15 protein-coding genes are annotated in these 15,313 nt (G+C 75.2%); 2 read left to right on the top strand and 13 right to left on the bottom strand.

Annotated elements, in window-relative coordinates; all coding sequences use genetic code 11:
* Positions 1-70: 70 nt before the first annotated feature.
* Together groL and groES are read right to left on the bottom strand one after the other, a co-directional pair.
* Positions 71-1,711, bottom strand: a complete 1,641-nt coding sequence (gene groL, locus O2W53_RS10510; protein ID WP_269162963.1) for a chaperonin GroEL — start codon at positions 1,709-1,711, stop codon at positions 71-73.
* A gap of 114 nt (positions 1,712-1,825) precedes the next feature.
* The gene (gene groES, locus O2W53_RS10505) at positions 1,826-2,134 is read right to left on the bottom strand and encodes a co-chaperone GroES (RefSeq protein WP_036334331.1); all 309 of its coding nucleotides are present in this window, start codon (positions 2,132-2,134) and stop codon (positions 1,826-1,828) included.
* A 191-nt stretch (positions 2,135-2,325) separates the two neighbouring features.
* Between groES and O2W53_RS10500 the strand changes: the two genes are divergently transcribed.
* Positions 2,326-3,573, top strand: coding sequence for a class I SAM-dependent methyltransferase (locus tag O2W53_RS10500; RefSeq protein ID WP_269162962.1), 1,248 nt, complete (start codon positions 2,326-2,328; stop codon positions 3,571-3,573).
* Between the two features lie 28 nt (positions 3,574-3,601).
* On the opposite strand, the gene tsaD is transcribed toward O2W53_RS10500, so the two are convergent.
* Genes tsaD through tsaB form a run of 3 tightly spaced genes read right to left on the bottom strand, consistent with a single transcriptional unit; the run spans position 3,602 to position 5,753 of the window.
* Positions 3,602-4,636 (bottom strand): tRNA (adenosine(37)-N6)-threonylcarbamoyltransferase complex transferase subunit TsaD, encoded by a 1,035-nt coding sequence (gene tsaD, locus O2W53_RS10495; protein WP_269162961.1) that lies wholly within the window; start codon positions 4,634-4,636, stop codon positions 3,602-3,604.
* Entirely contained in the window at positions 4,633-5,094 is a 462-nt protein-coding gene (rimI, locus tag O2W53_RS10490) for a ribosomal protein S18-alanine N-acetyltransferase (RefSeq protein ID WP_269162960.1), read from the bottom strand. The genes tsaD and rimI overlap by 4 nt, the downstream gene beginning before the upstream one ends.
* Positions 5,091-5,753 carry a tRNA (adenosine(37)-N6)-threonylcarbamoyltransferase complex dimerization subunit type 1 TsaB gene (tsaB, locus tag O2W53_RS10485; RefSeq protein ID WP_269162959.1) on the bottom strand — a complete coding sequence of 221 codons (663 nt, stop codon included), beginning with the start codon at positions 5,751-5,753 and terminating at the stop codon, positions 5,091-5,093. The genes rimI and tsaB overlap by 4 nt, the downstream gene beginning before the upstream one ends.
* 119 nt (positions 5,754-5,872) lie before the next feature.
* Here tsaB and O2W53_RS10480 point away from each other — a divergent pair, with 119 nt between their 5' ends.
* The gene (locus O2W53_RS10480) at positions 5,873-6,553 is read left to right on the top strand and encodes an alpha/beta hydrolase (protein ID WP_269162958.1); all 681 of its coding nucleotides are present in this window, start codon (positions 5,873-5,875) and stop codon (positions 6,551-6,553) included.
* 3 nt (positions 6,554-6,556) lie between these two features.
* Here O2W53_RS10480 and tsaE read toward each other — a convergent pair whose 3' ends face one another.
* The 8 genes from tsaE to glmM form a co-directional block, all read right to left on the bottom strand.
* A complete protein-coding gene (tsaE, locus tag O2W53_RS10475) occupies positions 6,557-7,000 on the bottom strand; it encodes a tRNA (adenosine(37)-N6)-threonylcarbamoyltransferase complex ATPase subunit type 1 TsaE (protein WP_269162957.1) in 444 nt (147 codons plus the stop codon).
* A gap of 5 nt (positions 7,001-7,005) precedes the next feature.
* The gene (locus O2W53_RS10470) at positions 7,006-7,632 is read right to left on the bottom strand and encodes a uracil-DNA glycosylase (protein ID WP_269162956.1); all 627 of its coding nucleotides are present in this window, start codon (positions 7,630-7,632) and stop codon (positions 7,006-7,008) included.
* 32 nt (positions 7,633-7,664) lie between these two features.
* Entirely contained in the window at positions 7,665-8,852 is a 1,188-nt protein-coding gene (locus O2W53_RS10465) for an alpha/beta fold hydrolase (protein ID WP_269162955.1), read from the bottom strand.
* A complete protein-coding gene (gene alr, locus O2W53_RS10460; protein ID WP_269162954.1) occupies positions 8,852-10,003 on the bottom strand; it encodes an alanine racemase in 1,152 nt (383 codons plus the stop codon). The genes O2W53_RS10465 and alr overlap by 1 nt, the downstream gene beginning before the upstream one ends.
* Positions 10,004-10,030: 27 nt before the next feature.
* A complete protein-coding gene (locus O2W53_RS10455) occupies positions 10,031-11,467 on the bottom strand; it encodes an NAD(P)H-hydrate dehydratase (RefSeq protein ID WP_269162953.1) in 1,437 nt (478 codons plus the stop codon).
* Entirely contained in the window at positions 11,464-11,841 is a 378-nt protein-coding gene (locus O2W53_RS10450; RefSeq protein ID WP_269162952.1) for a holo-ACP synthase, read from the bottom strand. The genes O2W53_RS10455 and O2W53_RS10450 overlap by 4 nt, the downstream gene beginning before the upstream one ends.
* Positions 11,842-11,940: 99 nt before the next feature.
* Positions 11,941-13,803, bottom strand: coding sequence for a glutamine--fructose-6-phosphate transaminase (isomerizing) (glmS, locus tag O2W53_RS10445; protein ID WP_269162951.1), 1,863 nt, complete (start codon positions 13,801-13,803; stop codon positions 11,941-11,943).
* 153 nt (positions 13,804-13,956) lie between these two features.
* Complete coding sequence (gene glmM, locus O2W53_RS10440; protein WP_269162950.1) at positions 13,957-15,312, bottom strand: phosphoglucosamine mutase; 1,356 nt, start codon at positions 15,310-15,312, stop codon at positions 13,957-13,959.
* Position 15,313: the final 1 nt, after the last annotated feature.

Below are 15,313 nucleotides of genomic sequence, written 5' to 3'. Positions count from 1 at the left end.
GCGACCACGAACGGGTCCGCCCCCGCTCCCAGACGGGAACGGGGGCGGGTGTCAGCCGGTCGCGCTCAGCTCAGTGGCTGTGCCCGTGGCCGTGCGAGTGCCCGTGGGTGTGGTGCCCGGCGCCGTCGGACTCCTGCTCGGCGGGCTTCTCCACGATCGCGGAGTCGGTGGTGAGCACCATCGCCGCGATCGAGGCGGCGTGCGAGAGCGCCGCCTTGGTGACCTTGACCGGGTCGATGACGCCCTGGGCGGCCAGGTCGCCGTACTCGCCGGTGGCGGCGTTGAAGCCCTGGCCGATGCCCAGCTCACGGACCCGGCCGACGACGACCGGCCCCTCGAACCCGGCGTTGGAGGCGATCAGCGCCAGCGGGGAGTCGATCGCCTTGCGCACCGACCGGGCGCCGATCAGCTCGTCGCCGGTCAGGTCCAGGTCGTCGATCGCCGTGGCGGCGTGCACCAGCGCGGAGCCACCGCCGGGGACGACGCCCTCCTCCACCGCAGCGCGGGTGGCGGCGATCGCGTCCTCGATGCGGTGCTTGCGCTCCTTCATCTCGACCTCGGTCGCAGCACCGACGCGGATGACCGCGATGCCGCCGGCCAGCTTGGCCAGCCGCTCCTGCAGCTTCTCGCGGTCCCAGTCGGAGTCGGTCGCCTCGATCTCCTTGCGGATCTGGGCGACCCGGTCGGCCACGGCGCCGGAGGTGCCGCCGCCGTCGACGATCGTGGTGTCGTCCTTGGTGACGGTCACCCGGCGCGCGGTGCCCAGCACCTCGAGGCCGACGCCGTCCAGGGACAGGCCGACGTCCTCGCTGACGACCTGGCCGCCGGTGACGATGGCGAGGTCGGTCATGAACGCCTTGCGCCGGTCGCCGAAGTAGGGCGACTTCACCGCGACGACCTTGACGGTCTTGCGGATGGAGTTGACGACCAGGGTGGACAGCGCCTCGCCCTCGACGTCCTCGGCCACGATCAGCAGCGGGCGGCTGCCGGTCGCCAGCACCTTCTCCAGCAGCGGCAGCAGGTCGGCCAGGGCGCTGACCTTGCCGCTGACCATGAGGACGAGGGCGTCCTCGAGGACGGCCTCCATCGACTCGTTGTCGGTGACGAAGTACGGCGACAGGTAGCCCTTGTCGAACTGCACGCCCTCGGTGACGTCCAGGTCGGTGGTCATCCCGTTGGCCTCTTCGACGGTGATGACGCCGTCCTTGCCGACCCGCTCCATCGCCTCGCCGATCAGCTCGCCGACCTCGGCGTCCTGGGCGGAGACGGTGGCGACCCCGGCGATGGCCTTGCGGTCGTCGACGGGGATGGCGACGGCGTCGAGGGCGGCGGAGACCGCGTCGACGGCGGCGCGCATGCCGCGGCCCAGGCTCATCGGGTTGGCCCCGGCGGCGACGTTGCGCAGACCCTCGTGCACGAGGGCCTGGGCGAGCACGGTGGCGGTGGTGGTGCCGTCACCGGCGACGTCGTTGGTCTTGGTGGCGACGTTCTTGGCGAGCTGGGCGCCGAGGTTCTCGTACGGGTCCTCGAGCTCGATCTCCCGGGCGATGGTCACGCCGTCGTTGGTGATCGTCGGGGCGCCGAAGTTCTTGTTGATGACCACGTTGCGGCCACGGGGGCCGAGGGTGACCTTGACGGCGTCGGCGAGCTTGTCGACGCCACGCTCGAGGGCGCGACGGGCGTCCTCGTCGAACAGGATGATCTTGGCCATGCCAGACCTCTCTCAGGTGGTGCGGAGGAGAACGGGGGCAGACGACGACCGCCCCGGGACCCGGTGGTTCGGGTCGCCGGGGCGGTGTCGTGCTGGTCTAGCGGAGGAGTGTGGTCACTTCTCCACGACGGCGAGCAGGTCGCGCGCGGACAGCACGAGGTAGTCCTCGCCGCCGTAGCGCACCTCGGTGCCGCCGTACTTCGAGTAGATGACCACGTCGCCGACGTTCACGTCGAGCGGGACCCGGTTGCCGTTGTCGTCGACGCGGCCGGGGCCGACAGCGACGACGGTGCCCTCCTGGGGCTTCTCCTTGGCGGTGTCCGGGATGACCAGGCCAGAGGCGGTGGTGGTCTCGGCCTCATTGGCCTGGACCACCACGCGGTCCTCGAGCGGCTTGATGTTGACCTTGGTAGCGGTCGTCACGTCGTGACGCCCCCTTCGGTGTCGGACGGGCTCTCGAATGGATGGTGCTGATGCTGTGGCACGGGGGCTGGGCCTCGCCGTCGCGGGGGTCGGGGCCCGGCCCGTGTCGATTGGCACTCTACCCATGTGAGTGCCAGCCACTCAACCGGGGTCCCGCCCAGGTGGGGACGGCGATGCGCCACGCTGTGCCCGTGTCCGGCGACCCCCACGACGACCAGACCGACGGGCAGGCCGCGGCGACGGTGCGCCAGCTGGCGGCGCTCGCGACCCCGGCCGGCGCGGCCGCGCTGACCCGCGCGCGGGAGCTGCTGGCCGAACGCGCCGACGCGGTCACCGCGCTGACCCGGCTGCGGTCCGAGGTGGGGGTGGAGCTGGCCGGCCCGGCCTGGGGCATCGCCCGGCAGCGGGAGCGGGCCCGGCCGGCCTTCGGCGCCGACGCCGACCGCTTCTTCTTCACCGCCGACGCGCTGGAGCAGGCCGGCCGCCCGCTCCTCGCCGACCGGCGGGCCGCCCGGCTGCTGGCCGACGGCGCCCGGTCCGTGGTCGACCTCGGCTGCGCCGCCGGCACCGACACGATCGCGCTGGCCCGGGCCGGCGCCGCCGTGGTCGCCGTCGACCTGGACCCGGTCGCCCGCGAGCTCACCCGGCTCAACGCCGCGGCGGCGGGGCTCCGCGGGGTCGAGGTCCGCGCGGCCGACGCGGTCGACCTGGTGGCCGCCGCGACCGGGGGCCGGGTGGCCGGCTGCGACGCCGCCGTCCTGGACCCCGCCCGGCGGGCCGGCGGACGCCGTCAGCTCGACCCCGACCGCTGGTCCCCGCCGTGGTCGACGGTGCAGGCCCTGCTCGACACCGCCCCGGCCTGCCTGGTCAAGGTGGCGCCCGGGCTGGACCACGACCGGGTGCCCGCCGGGGTGGAGGCCGAGTGGGTGTCGCTGGGCGGGTCGATCGTCGAGGCGCTGCTGTGGGGGCGGGCGCCGTCGCGCACCTGGCGCCGGGCAACCGTCGTCGGCCGGGACGGCGGGCTGCACGAGCTGACCGCCGACACCGACCCGGGTGATGCCGAGCCGGGCCCGGTCCGCGGCTGGCTGCACGAGCCCGACCCGGCGGTGATCCGCTCCGGTCTGATCGCCCTCGCCGCGGCCGAGCTGGACGCGACCCTGATCGACCCGACGATCGCCTACCTGACCTCCGACGCGGCCGCGGACTCCCCGTGGGTCAGCTCCTACCGGGTGACCGACGTGCTGCCGTTCAACCTGAAGAAGCTCAAGGCGCTGCTGCGCGCCCGCGGCGTCGGCCGGGTCGTGGTGAAGAAGCGGGGGTCGCCGATCGAGCCCGAGGCGCTGGCACGCCAGCTGCGCGGCCCCGGCGAGGGCAGCGCGGTCGTCGTCGTCACCCGCGTCGCCGGCGCCCCCACCGTGCTGGTCTGCGCGGCCTCCTAGCTCCCACCACAATGGCCATTTTGGTGGTTCAGCGGGAGATGAGGTCGATCGGCATGGAGCTGTCGGCGCCCAGGTCGATCGGCGCCGCCGGCACGCCCGCCTCGACCAGCCGCGAGCCGAGCGCGGCCACCATCGCGCCGTTGTCGGTGCACAGCCGCGGGCTCGGGGTGCGCAGCACGATCCCGGCGGCGTCGCAGCGCTCCTGGGCCAGGGCGCGCAGCCGGGAGTTGGCCGCCACGCCGCCGCCGATGACCAGGTGGTCGACCCCGTGGTCGCGGCAGGCCCGCACCGCCTTGGCGGTCAGCACGTCGACCACCGCCTCCTGGAAGGACGCCGAGACGTCGGCGACCGACACCGGCTCCCCGGCCCGCTGCCGGCCCTCCACCCACCGGGCCACCGCCGTCTTCAGGCCGGAGAAGGAGAAGTCGTAGGTCGCGTCCCGGGGACCGGTGAGCCCGCGCGGGAAGGCGATCGCCCGCGGGTCGCCCTCCCGGGCGGCGCGGTCGATCGGCGGGCCGCCGGGGAACGGCAGGTCGAGCACCCGGGCGACCTTGTCGAAGGCCTCCCCCGCGGCGTCGTCGATCGTCCGGCCCAGCTCCTGCACGTCCTGGGCGAGGTCGGGCACCAGCAGCAGGGAGCTGTGCCCGCCGGAGACGAGCAGCGCGATCGAGGGCTCGGCGAGCCGGCCGTGCTCCAGCTCGTCGACGGCGACATGCGCGGCCAGGTGGTTCACCCCGTACAGCGGGACGTCGAGGGCCAGCGCGTAGGCCTTGGCCGCGGCCACGCCCACCAGCAGCGCACCGGTCAGCCCCGGGCCGGCGGTGACCGCGATCGCGTCGACGTCGCGCAGTATCACCCCGGCGTCGGCCAGCGACCGGTGCACGGTCGGGACCATCGCCTCCAGGTGCGCCCGGCTGGCGATCTCCGGGACCACCCCGCCGAAGCGCTCGTGCTCGGCCATGGACGTGGCCAGCGCGTCGGACAGCAGCGTCTGCCCGCGCACCAGCCCGATCCCGGTCTCGTCGCACGAGGTCTCGAACCCCAGGACCAGCGGCTGGCTCATCGCCGTGCCTCCCGCAGCATCACGACGGCGTCCTTCCCACTGAGCGGGTAGTAGTTCGGGCGGCGGCCGATCTCGGCGAACCCGCGCCGGCGGTAGAACGCCTGGGTCACCTCGTCGTCCTCGCGCACCTCCAGCAGCACCGGGGTGCGCCGCCCGTCCGCCTCGGCGAGCAGGGCGTCCAGCAGCAGCGCCCCGATCCCCTCGTGCTGCCGCGTGCCGGTGACCCCGATGGTCGCGATGTGCGCCTCGTAGGGATAGGAGATCAGCCCGGCGTAACCGAGCACGGCGTCGCCGTCGGCGTCGGCATCGACGGCGACCAGGTAGTGCCGGGTGTCGGGACGGGCGAGCTCGTCCCGGTACATCCACTCGGTCCAGGTGTCCGGCGCGAAGAGCTCCTCCTCCAGCTCCATCACCCGGGGCAGGTCGGCGACGGTCATGTCGCGCAGCCGCACGCTCACTGGCTCACCGGCTTGCGGGTCACCGACGGCACCGCGTCCGGACGGCGCAGGTACAGCGGCTCCAGCGGTGCCGGCGGCCGGTCGAACAGCGGCAACGCCGCGCGCAGCAGCCCGGCGGTGGTGACCTCGGCGGCGACCACCTCCCGGCCCAGCCGCTCGGCGAACCGGCCGTCCCCGACCACCGGGTCGGTGACCGGGGCCTCCTCCGGCCGGTCGACGCCGGGGCCGGTCAACCGCGCCCCGGCGTCGTCGTAGGTGGCCCAGTGGACCTCCTTGCGCCGGGCGTCGGTGACCACCGAGCGGGCGCCGTCGCCGACCGCGTCCAGCGAGCAGACCCCGTAGACCGTCGTCCCGATCGCGTCACCCAGGGCGGCGGCGGTGACCACCCCGACCCGCAGCCCGGTGAACGGGCCCGGCCCCAGCCCCACCACGAACGCCTCCACCCGACGCATCGGCACGCCGGCCTCGGCCAGCACCTCGCGGATCGCCGGGGTGAGCAGCTCGGCATGCCGGTTCCCCGACGGGAGGGCCCGTTCGGCGAGCACCGCGACGGTGCGCTGGGCGGGGAGCAGCTGCGCACCGTCGACCCGGGCGGAGGTGACCTCGGCCAGCCCGACGACGAGGGTCGGGGTGGCGGTGTCGAGCGCGAGGACGAGCACGACCGTCGAGGGTAGATGCCGCTCCCCGGCCCGCCGTCGGCAGCGGCCGGGTGGTTGCGCCCGAGGCAGGCTGTTGATCGACTGCGCGGGCCCGCCTCCCCCGACGACGAGGAACCCGCATGCCCGCCACCCTGGTCCTGGTCCACGGCGCCTGGCACACCCCGTGGTGCTGGCAGCCGCTGGTCGACCACCTGCCCGGCGTCGACGTCGTCCGCGTCGCGCTGCCCAGCTCCGGCACCGACCCGCAGTCGCTCGGCGACCTCACCGCCGACGCCGCGGCCGTCCGGGACGCGCTCGCCGGGGTCGACGGGCCCGTCGTCCTGGTGGGGCACTCCTACGGCGGGATCCCGATCAGCGAGGCGGCCAGCGCGGAGCTGGGCGTGGCGCACCTGGTCTACCTGTGCGCCTTCCAGCTCGACGTGGGCGACTCGCTGGCGAGCAGCCTGGGCGGTCAGGTCCCGTCCTGGCAGGAGCTGCACCCGACGCACGTGCGGGCCACCGCGCCCGAGGAGGTCTTCTACAACGGGGTCTCCCCGGAGCTCACCCGGCAGGCGGTGGCCGAACTACAGCTGCAGTCCACGGCCGCGCTCACCCAACCGCTGAGCCGCGCCGCCTGGACCGAGCTGCCGAGCACCTACGTCGTCTGCGAGCAGGACCAGGCCATCCCGGTGGCCGCCCAGGAGTCGATGTCCTCCCGCGCCGGCACCGTGCTCCGGCTGGACACCGGCCACTCGCCGTTCCTGGCCGCGCCGACGGAGCTGGCGGCCCTGCTGCGCCCGATCGTCGAGCAGGCCGGCTGACGCTCAGGCGTCGGTGAGCCGCTGCTCCCAGCCCGGGCCGACGGGCACCAGCCGGACGGTGCGGACGTCGTCGTCCCGCCGGTCGAGCTCGACCACCAGGTGCTCGTCGACCAGCTGCTCGACCAGGCCGTGGCCCCACTCGACGACGGTGACCGCCTCGTCGGTGGTGGCGTCCAGGTCCAGGTCGTCGACGTCGGCCATGCCGGCCAGCCGGTAGGCGTCGACGTGCACCAGCGGGACGCGTCCGCCGCGGTGCACCCGGGCCAGCACGAACGTCGGTGAGGTCACCGGGCCCGGCACCCCGAGGCCGGCGCCGATCCCCTGGGTCAGCGCGGTCTTCCCCGCACCCAGCGGCCCGGCCAGCACGACCAGGTCACCGGCCCGGAGCAGCCCGGCCAGCTCGCGGCCGAACGTCTGCGTGTCGGCGACGGTGGGCAGCTCGTGCACGCGCCTCACAGCGAGCCCGCCACCGCGCGCAGGTCGGCGGCGAGCGCGGCTCGGGGGGCGCCGTTCGGGCCGAACCGGATCGCAGCCGACGGGTGGTAGGTGACCCACACGGCGCGCCCGTCGACGTCGTGCGCCCGGCCACGCACCTGGCCGAGCACGGTGCGTGGGCCGAGGAACCACTTCGCCGAGGAGAGCCCGAGGGCGACCACGACGTCGGCGCCGAGCAGGTCGAGCTGGCGGCGCAGCCAGCCGCTGCACCGGGCGACCTCGGGCGCCTTCGGGGTGCGGTTGCCCGGCGGGCGGCACTTCACGATGTTGAGCACGGCCACCTCAGCCCGGGGCAGTCCGGCCTCGCCGAGCAGCAGGTCCAGCAGCGCCCCGCTCTTGCCCACGAACGGCCGGCCGGTCTCGTCCTCGGTGGCGCCCGGCGCCTCCCCCACGACCACCAGCCGCGGCCGACCCGTCACCGGCACGTCCCCGACGACGACGTGCTGCCGGGTGGCGGCCAGCTCGGGGCAGGCGACGCAGGAGCGGGCGACCTCGGCCAGCGAGGCCCAGTCCGGCGCGGCCGCGGCGGTCGCCGCCACCTCGGTGGCGGCCGCGTCGAGGCGCGGCGGACGGGTGGAGACCACGCGCAGACCCTACGGCGGGGCCGAGCCGGCGGTCAGCCGGCGGGGCGCTGCGCGGCAGCGACCCGGCGGATCAGGCCGGCCAGCACGTCGGTCACCTGTCCCGGGTGCTCCAGCGGCACCAGGTGCCCGGCGTCCGGGACGGCGACGTACTCGACGGCCCCCTCCCCCGACTCCTCGAGCCGCGTCCGGATCCGCTCGCTGTGCGCCTTGGGGATCAGCTTGTCCGCGTCGCCGGTGAGCACCACGGTCGGCACCCGGCACAGTGGCTCGATCGCGCCGCTGACGTCCAGCCCGGCGATCGCCGGGTAGAACTCGGCCACCACGTCGACCGGGGTCCCGGCGATCATCGCGTCCACGTAGCGCCCCAGTGCCGGGTCGACGCCGGTGGAGGAGAACGACATCGACCAGGTGACCGCCGACACGACGTCCTTGGCCAGTCGCCGGGTCACCTCGGCGAGCCCGGGCCTGCGGCGCATGGTCCAGACCGCGACCGGCAGCACCGTGGCGCGCACCCGGGTCAGCAGCGCGGGCAGCCCGAAGTCCAGGTCGCCGAGGTTGCCGCTGGAGGTGGACACCAGCGCCACCCCGGCGACCCGGGTCCCGAACAGCTCCGGCCGGCGTTGGGCCAGGGCGAGCACCGTCATCCCGCCCATCGAGTGGCCGACCAGCACCACCGGCCCGCGCGGCACCCGCGCGGTGAGCACCGACTCCAGGTCCGCGGCCAGCTGGTCGATCGTCGAGCGCTCGGCGGCACCGCGGCCGGAGGAGCCGTGCCCCCGCTGGTCGTAGAAGACCAGGCGCGCGGTGGGCCGGTGGCCGTTGGCGGTGGCCAGTTGCTCGCCGAGGTCCCGACGCTGGAACGTCCAGGAGGCCATGGACAGCGCGTAGCCGTGCACGAAGACGACGGTCAGCGGAGCATCGGTCGGGCCGACCTCCTCGACCGTGAGCGCCACCCCGTCGTCGGCCCGCACCACCACCGTGCGGTCGGCGGCGCGGCGCCCGGAGCCCAGCGGGTCCTCCTGGCGCAGCTGGTTCACCGGCACGTCCTCGACGGGGCGGCCGTCCTCCCCGCGCTGACCGGCCAGCTGGCCGGCTCGCACCCGGGCCGTCGCCGTCCGGGTGACGGCGACCCCGACCGCCGTGCCGGCCGCGGCCAGGCCGACCGCGGCGCCGACCAGACCGGCGGTGCGGCCCAGGCGGAGGTGGCCGTGCTGCGCCATCAGGCGATCCCGGCGGTGCCGACGTAGCGGCGGGAGAAGCGGCCGCCCACCCGGGTGACGAGCTCGTAGTGGATGGTGTCGACCGCGTCGGCCCACTGCTGGGCGGTCGGCTCGCCGTCGGCCCCCGAGCCCCACAGCACCACCGCGTCACCGGGTGCGATCGGGTCGTCGCCCACGTCGAGGACGAACTGGTCCATGCAGACCCGGCCCGCGATGGTCCGCTGCGCCCCCGCGGCGAGCACCGGTGCCCGGTTGCCGGCGGCGCGGGGCACCCCGTCGGCGTAGCCGACGGGCACCAGGGCCAGCGTCGTCTCGCCCGCCGGGGAGTAGGTGTGGCCATAGGAGACCCCGGTCCCGGCCGGCACCCGCTTGGTCAGCGCCACCTGGGCCTGGACCGTCATCGCCGGGCGGAGCCCGTACTGCCCCGGGTCGCCGCCCAGCGGGTCCAAGCCGTACAGCGCGACCCCGGGCCGGACCATGTCGTACCAGGTCTCGGGCAGGGCGATGGTGGCCGCCGAGTTGGCCAGGTGCCGGCGGGCGTCGGTCAGCCCGGCCCGCCGGGCCAGCGCCACCGCCTCCTCGAAGACCTGGACCTGCCGGGCGATGGTCGGGTGGGTGGGGGCGTCGGCGTAGGCGAGGTGACTCCACAACCCGGTGACGACGACGTCGCTGTCGGCCTGGGCCCGCGCCGCCGCGGCCACCAGCCCGGGCCAGGCCTCGGGTGTGGCGCCCTCGCGGGACAGGCCGGTGTCGGCGAACAACTGCACCCGGGCGGTGCGGCCGGTGGCGCGGGCGGCGTCGACCACCTCGGCCAGCGCCCACTCCGCGTTGACCGACAGCTCGACGTCGGCGGCCAGCCCCGCGGCGTAGTCCTCCCCCGGCGCGTGCTGCCAGGACAGCAGGGGTGCGGTGACCCCGGCGGCGCGCAGCGCGAGCGCCTCCTCCAGCACCGTCACCCCGAGGGCGTCGGCCCCGCCGGCGAGCGCCGCCCGGGCAGCGGGCACCAGCCCGTGCCCGTAGCCGTCGGCCTTGACCACCGCCATCAGCGGCCGGCCGGCCCGCGCGCGAAGCGCCGCGGTGTTCGCCGCGATCGCGTCGAGGTCGACGACCACCTCGGCCCGGCTGCCCAGCACCTGCTGCACCTGCGTCACACCGCCCACTGTCCCAGGCCGCCGCGGTCAGCCCGCACCGGCGCGCAGCCGGGCCAGCGTCTCCGGCAGCCGGCGGACCAGGTCACCGGCGATCAGCGGTCCCTGCTCGGCGGCCAGCTGACCCGCCCGGCCGTGCACGTGGGCGGCGACGGCCGCCGCCTCCGCGGCCGGCAGCCCGGTCGCCAGCACCGCCCCCAGCACCCCGGCGAGCACGTCCCCGGTGCCGGCGGTCGCCAGCCACGGGGTGCCGGTGCCGTTGACGAAGGTCGTGCCGGCGGCGTCGGCGACGACGGTCGCGTCGCCCTTGAGCAGCACCGTGCAGCCCAGCTCCGCCGCACCCCGGCGCGCAGCGGCCAGCCGGTCGCTGCCCACCTCACCGAAGAGACGGGCGAACTCGCGGTCGTGCGGCGTGAGCACGGTGGGTGCCGTGCGGTCCGCCACCAGCTCCGGTCGCTGGGCGACCAGGGTCAGCCCGTCGGCGTCGACCACCACCGGCAGGTCGGTGGCCAGCACCTCGGCGAGCACGCTGGCGGCGTCGTCGTCGGTGCCCATCCCCGGGCCCACCACCCAGGCCTGCACCCGTCCGGCGTCCCCCGGGCGGCCAGCGGTGACGATGACCTCCGGCCAGGCGGCCCGGACGCCCTCTGCGGCGGTGCCGGCGTACCGGACCAGGCCCGGCCGGGTCCGCACCGCCGCACCGGTGCACAGCACCCCGGCGCCGGGGTAGGTCGCCGAACCGGCCAGCACGCCGACCACCCCGCGGGAGTACTTGTCGTCGTCGGGGGCGGGGGCGTCCAGGTGCGGGACGACGTCGGCGTCGGTCAGCTGCTGGGCCGCCGGTTCGGCGAGGGCGGGGCCGAGCCCGATGTCGACCAGGTGCACCGTGCCGGCCTGCCGGCGACCGGCGCCCACCACCAGCCCCGGCTTGACGGCACCGAAGGTGACCGTGTGCTGCGCGGGGAAGGCGGCCCCGGGCACCTCGCCGGTGTCGGCGACGACGCCGCTGGGCAGGTCGACCGCGACCAGCAGCCCCGGCCCGGCGGTCGCCTCCCGGACCAGCGCGGCGGCCGGTTCCCGCAGTCCGCCGGTGCTGCCGAGGCCGACGATCCCGTCGAGGACCAGGTCGGCGCGGTGCAGTCCGGCGTCCGCCGCGTCGGCGACCCGCCCACCGGCGCGACGGAAGGCGGCCAGCCCCGCCGCATGCGCCCGCTCCGGGCTGAGCAGCACCGCGGTGACAGCGGCGCCGCGCTGCGCCAGCAGGGCACCGGCGAACAACGCGTCCCCGCCGTTGTCCCCGGAGCCGACCAGCAGCACCACGCGGACACCGTGCGCCCGGCCCAGCAGGCCCAGACAGACGGTCGCCAGCCCGGTCGCGGCCCGGTGCATGAGCGCTCCCGCCGGGAGCCCGGCCAGGACGGCCTGCTCCGCAGCCCGGACCTGCTCACCGGTGTACAGCCCGATCACGGCGCAGTTCCCTCGGCGACCACCATGGCGGAGGCGATGCCCCCGTCGTGGCTCAGCGACACGTGCCAGGCGGTGACGCCCAGCTCCGCGGCGCGGCGGGCCACCGTGCCGCGGACCTCCAGGTGCGGACGTCCCCGCTCCCCGACGACCACCTCGGCGTCGTGCCAGCGCAGGTCGCCCGGGGCGCCCAGCGCCTTGGCCAGCGCCTCCTTGGCGGCGAAGCGGGCCGCCAGGGACTCGCTGCTGCGCTCACCGCCGGCCGGGGTGCGCTGCTCGGCCGGCGTGAACAGCCGGTCCCGCAGCCCCGGGGTGCGGGCCAGCGAGGCGGCGAACCGCTCGACCGGGCAGACGTCGACACCGATCCCGATGATCACCCGGACAGTGTGCCCGCGCCGCCGTCCACCCCCACCGACGGCTGTCCCCCCGCACCGACGCCGGTGCGGGGGGACGACCGGTGATCAGGTCAGGTGCTGCTACTCGACGGTGACGCTCTTGGCGAGGTTGCGCGGCTGGTCCACGTCCAGGCCGCGGGTGGCGGCGATCTCGCAGGACAGCACCTGCAGCGGCACGGTCGTCACCACCGGCGCGAGCAGGGTCGGGGTACGCGGCACCCGGATGAGGTGGTCGGCGTAGGGCAGCACGTCGTCATCGCCCTCCTCGGCGATCACGATGGTGCGGGCGCCCCGGGCGCGGACCTCCTGGATGTTGCTCACCACCTTGCCGTGCACCGACCCCCGGCTCAGCGGCGACGGGACGACGATCACCACCGGGGTGCCCTGGTCGATCAGCGCGATCGACCCGTGCTTCAGCTCGCCGGCGGCGAAGCCCTCGGCGTGGATGTAGGCGAGCTCCTTGAGCTTGAGCGCCCCCTCGAGGGCCACCGGGTAGCCGACGTGCCGACCGAGGAACAGGATCGTGTTCGCGGTGGCCAGGTCCCGGGCGAGCTCCCGGACCGGCTCCATCGCGGCCAGCACCTCGGTCACCTGCGCCGGCAGCGCCCGCAGGTCCTCGACGATGGCGGAGACCTCGTCGGCGTACTTGACCCCGCGCACCTGGGCCAGGAAGAGCCCCACCAGGTAGCAGGCCACGACCTGCGTCAGGAAGCCCTTGGTCGAGGCGACGGCGACCTCCGGGCCGGCGTGGGTGTACAGGACGGCGTCGGACTCCCGCGGGATGGTCGACCCGTTGGCGTTGCAGATCGCCAGGACCTTGGCCTTCTGCTGCCGCGCGTGCCGCAGCGCCATGAGGGTGTCCATCGTCTCGCCGGACTGGCTGATGACCACGACCAGCGTGCTCCGGTCCAGCACCGGGTCGCGGTAGCGGAACTCGCTGGCCAGCTCGACCTCGACCGGGACGCGGGTCCAGTGCTCGATCGCGTACTTGGCGATCAGGCCGGCGTGGTAGGCCGTCCCGCAGGCGACGACGAAGACCTTGTCGACGTCGCGCAGCTCCTGGTCGGAGAGCCGGACCTCGTCGAGCACCAGCTCACCGGTCTCGCCGAGCCGGCCCAGCAGGGTGTTGGCCACCGCCTCGGGCTGCTCGGCGATCTCCTTGAGCATGAACCAGTCGTAGCCGCCCTTCTCCGCGGCCGCGGCGTCCCAGTCGACGGTGCGGGTTGCCGGCTCGACCACGGTGCCGGCGAAGTCGGTCACCGTGACCCCGTGCTCGCGGTCCAGGAGCACGACCTGGTCCTCTTCCACGTCCAGCGCCACGCGGGTGTGCCCGATGAACGCCGCCACATCGGAGCCGAAGAAGTACTCCCCGTCGCCCACCCCGACCACCAGCGGGCTGTTGCGGCGCGAGGCGACCAGCCGGTCGGGCTCCGCGACGTGGGTGGCGACCAGGGTGAACGCGCCCTCCAGGCGCCGGCTCACCCGGCGCATGGCCTCGGCGAACCGATCCGGGCCCTCCGGCGTCTCCCGGTAGATCGCGGCGAGGAGGTGGGCGACGACCTCGGTGTCGGTCTCGGAGGAGAACTCGATCCCGGTGGCCTCGCACTCGGCGCGCAGCGGCGCGAAGTTCTCGATGATGCCGTTGTGGATCACCGCAACGGTGCCGTCGGCGGACACGTGCGGGTGTGCGTTGCGGTCGGTGGGCCCACCGTGCGTGGCCCAGCGAGTGTGGCCGATGCCGATGGTCGAGGCGGGCAGCGCCTCCTCGGCCAGCTCCTTCTCCAGGTTGGCGACCTTGCCCGCCTTCTTGGCGGTGGTCAGCCGGCCATCGGCCAGCACTGCCACCCCGGCTGAGTCATAGCCCCGGTACTCGAGTCGGCGCAGGCCCTCCAGGACGATCTCCAGGGAGTCCTGCGGGCCGACGTACCCCACGATGCCGCACATTCGACCGAGGGTACCGGCTCGTCCGCACTTCGCTGTGACGCCGCGGAAGCCGAGCCCCAGCTGTCCCACCGGACACTCGTACCGCCCGATCGGACACCGCGGGCCCCCGTTCCACCCGCGCGGGACCCCCTCTCCCCGGCCGCCGACGACGGGTCAGCGCGTGGCGGCCACGACCTCCGCCAGCCGTGCAGCGACGGTGTCGGCCTGTTCCTGGGTCGGCGCCTCCACCATCACGCGCACCAGCTGCTCGGTCCCCGACGGCCGCAGCAGCACCCGCCCGGAGGCGCCGAGCTCGGCCTCGACGGCATTGACCGCCCGTGCGACCTCGTCGCTCTCCGCCACCGCGAGCCGGTCGGTCACGGGGACGTTGACCAGGGTCTGCGGCAGCCGCTTGACGACCGAGGCCAGCTCGGCCAGGGAGGCGCCGGTGGCGCTCATCCGGGACATCAGGGCCAGCCCGGTGAGCAGCCCGTCGCCGGTGGTCGCCCAGTCCAGGAAGACCAGGTGGCCGCTCTGCTCGCCGCCGAGGGAGAGCCCCCGCGAGCGCAGCGCCTCCAGGACGTAGCGGTCACCCACGGCGGTCGTCTGCACGGCGATGCCGGCGGCCTGCATGGTGTGGTGGAAGCCGAGGTTGCTCATCACCGTGGCGACGACCGTCTGGTCGGTCAGGTTGCCGCTCTCGTGCAGCGCCAGTGCACAGATCGCCAGGATCGCGTCGCCGTCGACGACGTCGCCCTGCGCGGTCACCGCCAGGCAGCGGTCGGCGTCACCGTCGTGGGCGATGCCGATGTCCGCACCGTGCCGTGCGACGGCGTCGATCAACGGCCCCAGGTGGGTGGAGCCGATGCCGTCGTTGATGTTCCAGCCGTCGGGCTCGCCGCCGATGACGTGCACCTGCGCCCCGGCCCGGCGGTAGATCTCCGGCGCACACCGGTAGGCGGCCCCGTGGGCGCAGTCGACGACGACGCGCAGGTCACGCAGGGGCTCGCGCAACGCGGAGAGCACGTGGGTGGTGTAGTCCTCAGCGGCGCCGGCCAGGTCTCGGACGCGGCCGATGCCCCCACCGGTCGGGCGGTGGTCGCCGCGGGGGTCGGCGTCGTCGGTGCCCATGACCCGCCGCTCGATGGCGGCCTCGACGGCGTCGGGCAGCTTGTGCCCACCGCGACTGAACAGCTTGATGCCGTTGTCGGGCATCGGGTTGTGGCTCGCCGAGAGCATCACGCCCAGGTCGGCGTCGGTGCGGCCGGTCAGGTGCGCGATCGCCGGCGTCGGCAGGACGCCGACGCGCAGCACCTCGGCGCCGGCGCTCGCCAGGCCGGCGACGACCGCGGCCTCGAGCATCTCCCCGCTGGCGCGGGGGTCACGGCCGACGACCGCGACGGGACGCGAGGTCCCGTCGCGGTCGGCGAGCACGCTGGCCGCAGCACGGGCCACCGAGAGCGCCAGTTCCGGCGTCAGCTCGGCGTTGGCCCGGCCGCGGACACCGTCGGTCCCGAAGAGCCGACCCACG

The sequence above is a fragment of the Modestobacter sp. VKM Ac-2978 genome (genome assembly GCF_026968025.1).
In the GTDB taxonomy this organism is placed as follows: Bacteria; Actinomycetota; Actinomycetes; order Mycobacteriales; family Geodermatophilaceae; genus Modestobacter.
Note: the sequence above shows the minus strand (reverse complement) of the source record. Positions and strands in the feature narration are given on the sequence as shown.

Coding starts and splice junctions, on each gene's coding strand:
- O2W53_RS10465 (WP_269162955.1), bottom strand. CDS start 8,852: ATGGCGCAGCACGGCCACCTCCGCCTGGGCCGCACCGCCGGTCTGGTC.
- O2W53_RS10480 (WP_269162958.1), top strand. CDS start 5,873: ATGCCCGCCACCCTGGTCCTGGTCCACGGCGCCTGGCACACCCCGTGG.
- tsaD (WP_269162961.1), bottom strand. CDS start 4,636: ATGAGCCAGCCGCTGGTCCTGGGGTTCGAGACCTCGTGCGACGAGACC.
- glmS (WP_269162951.1), bottom strand. CDS start 13,803: ATGTGCGGCATCGTGGGGTACGTCGGCCCGCAGGACTCCCTGGAGATC.
- groL (WP_269162963.1), bottom strand. CDS start 1,711: ATGGCCAAGATCATCCTGTTCGACGAGGACGCCCGTCGCGCCCTCGAG.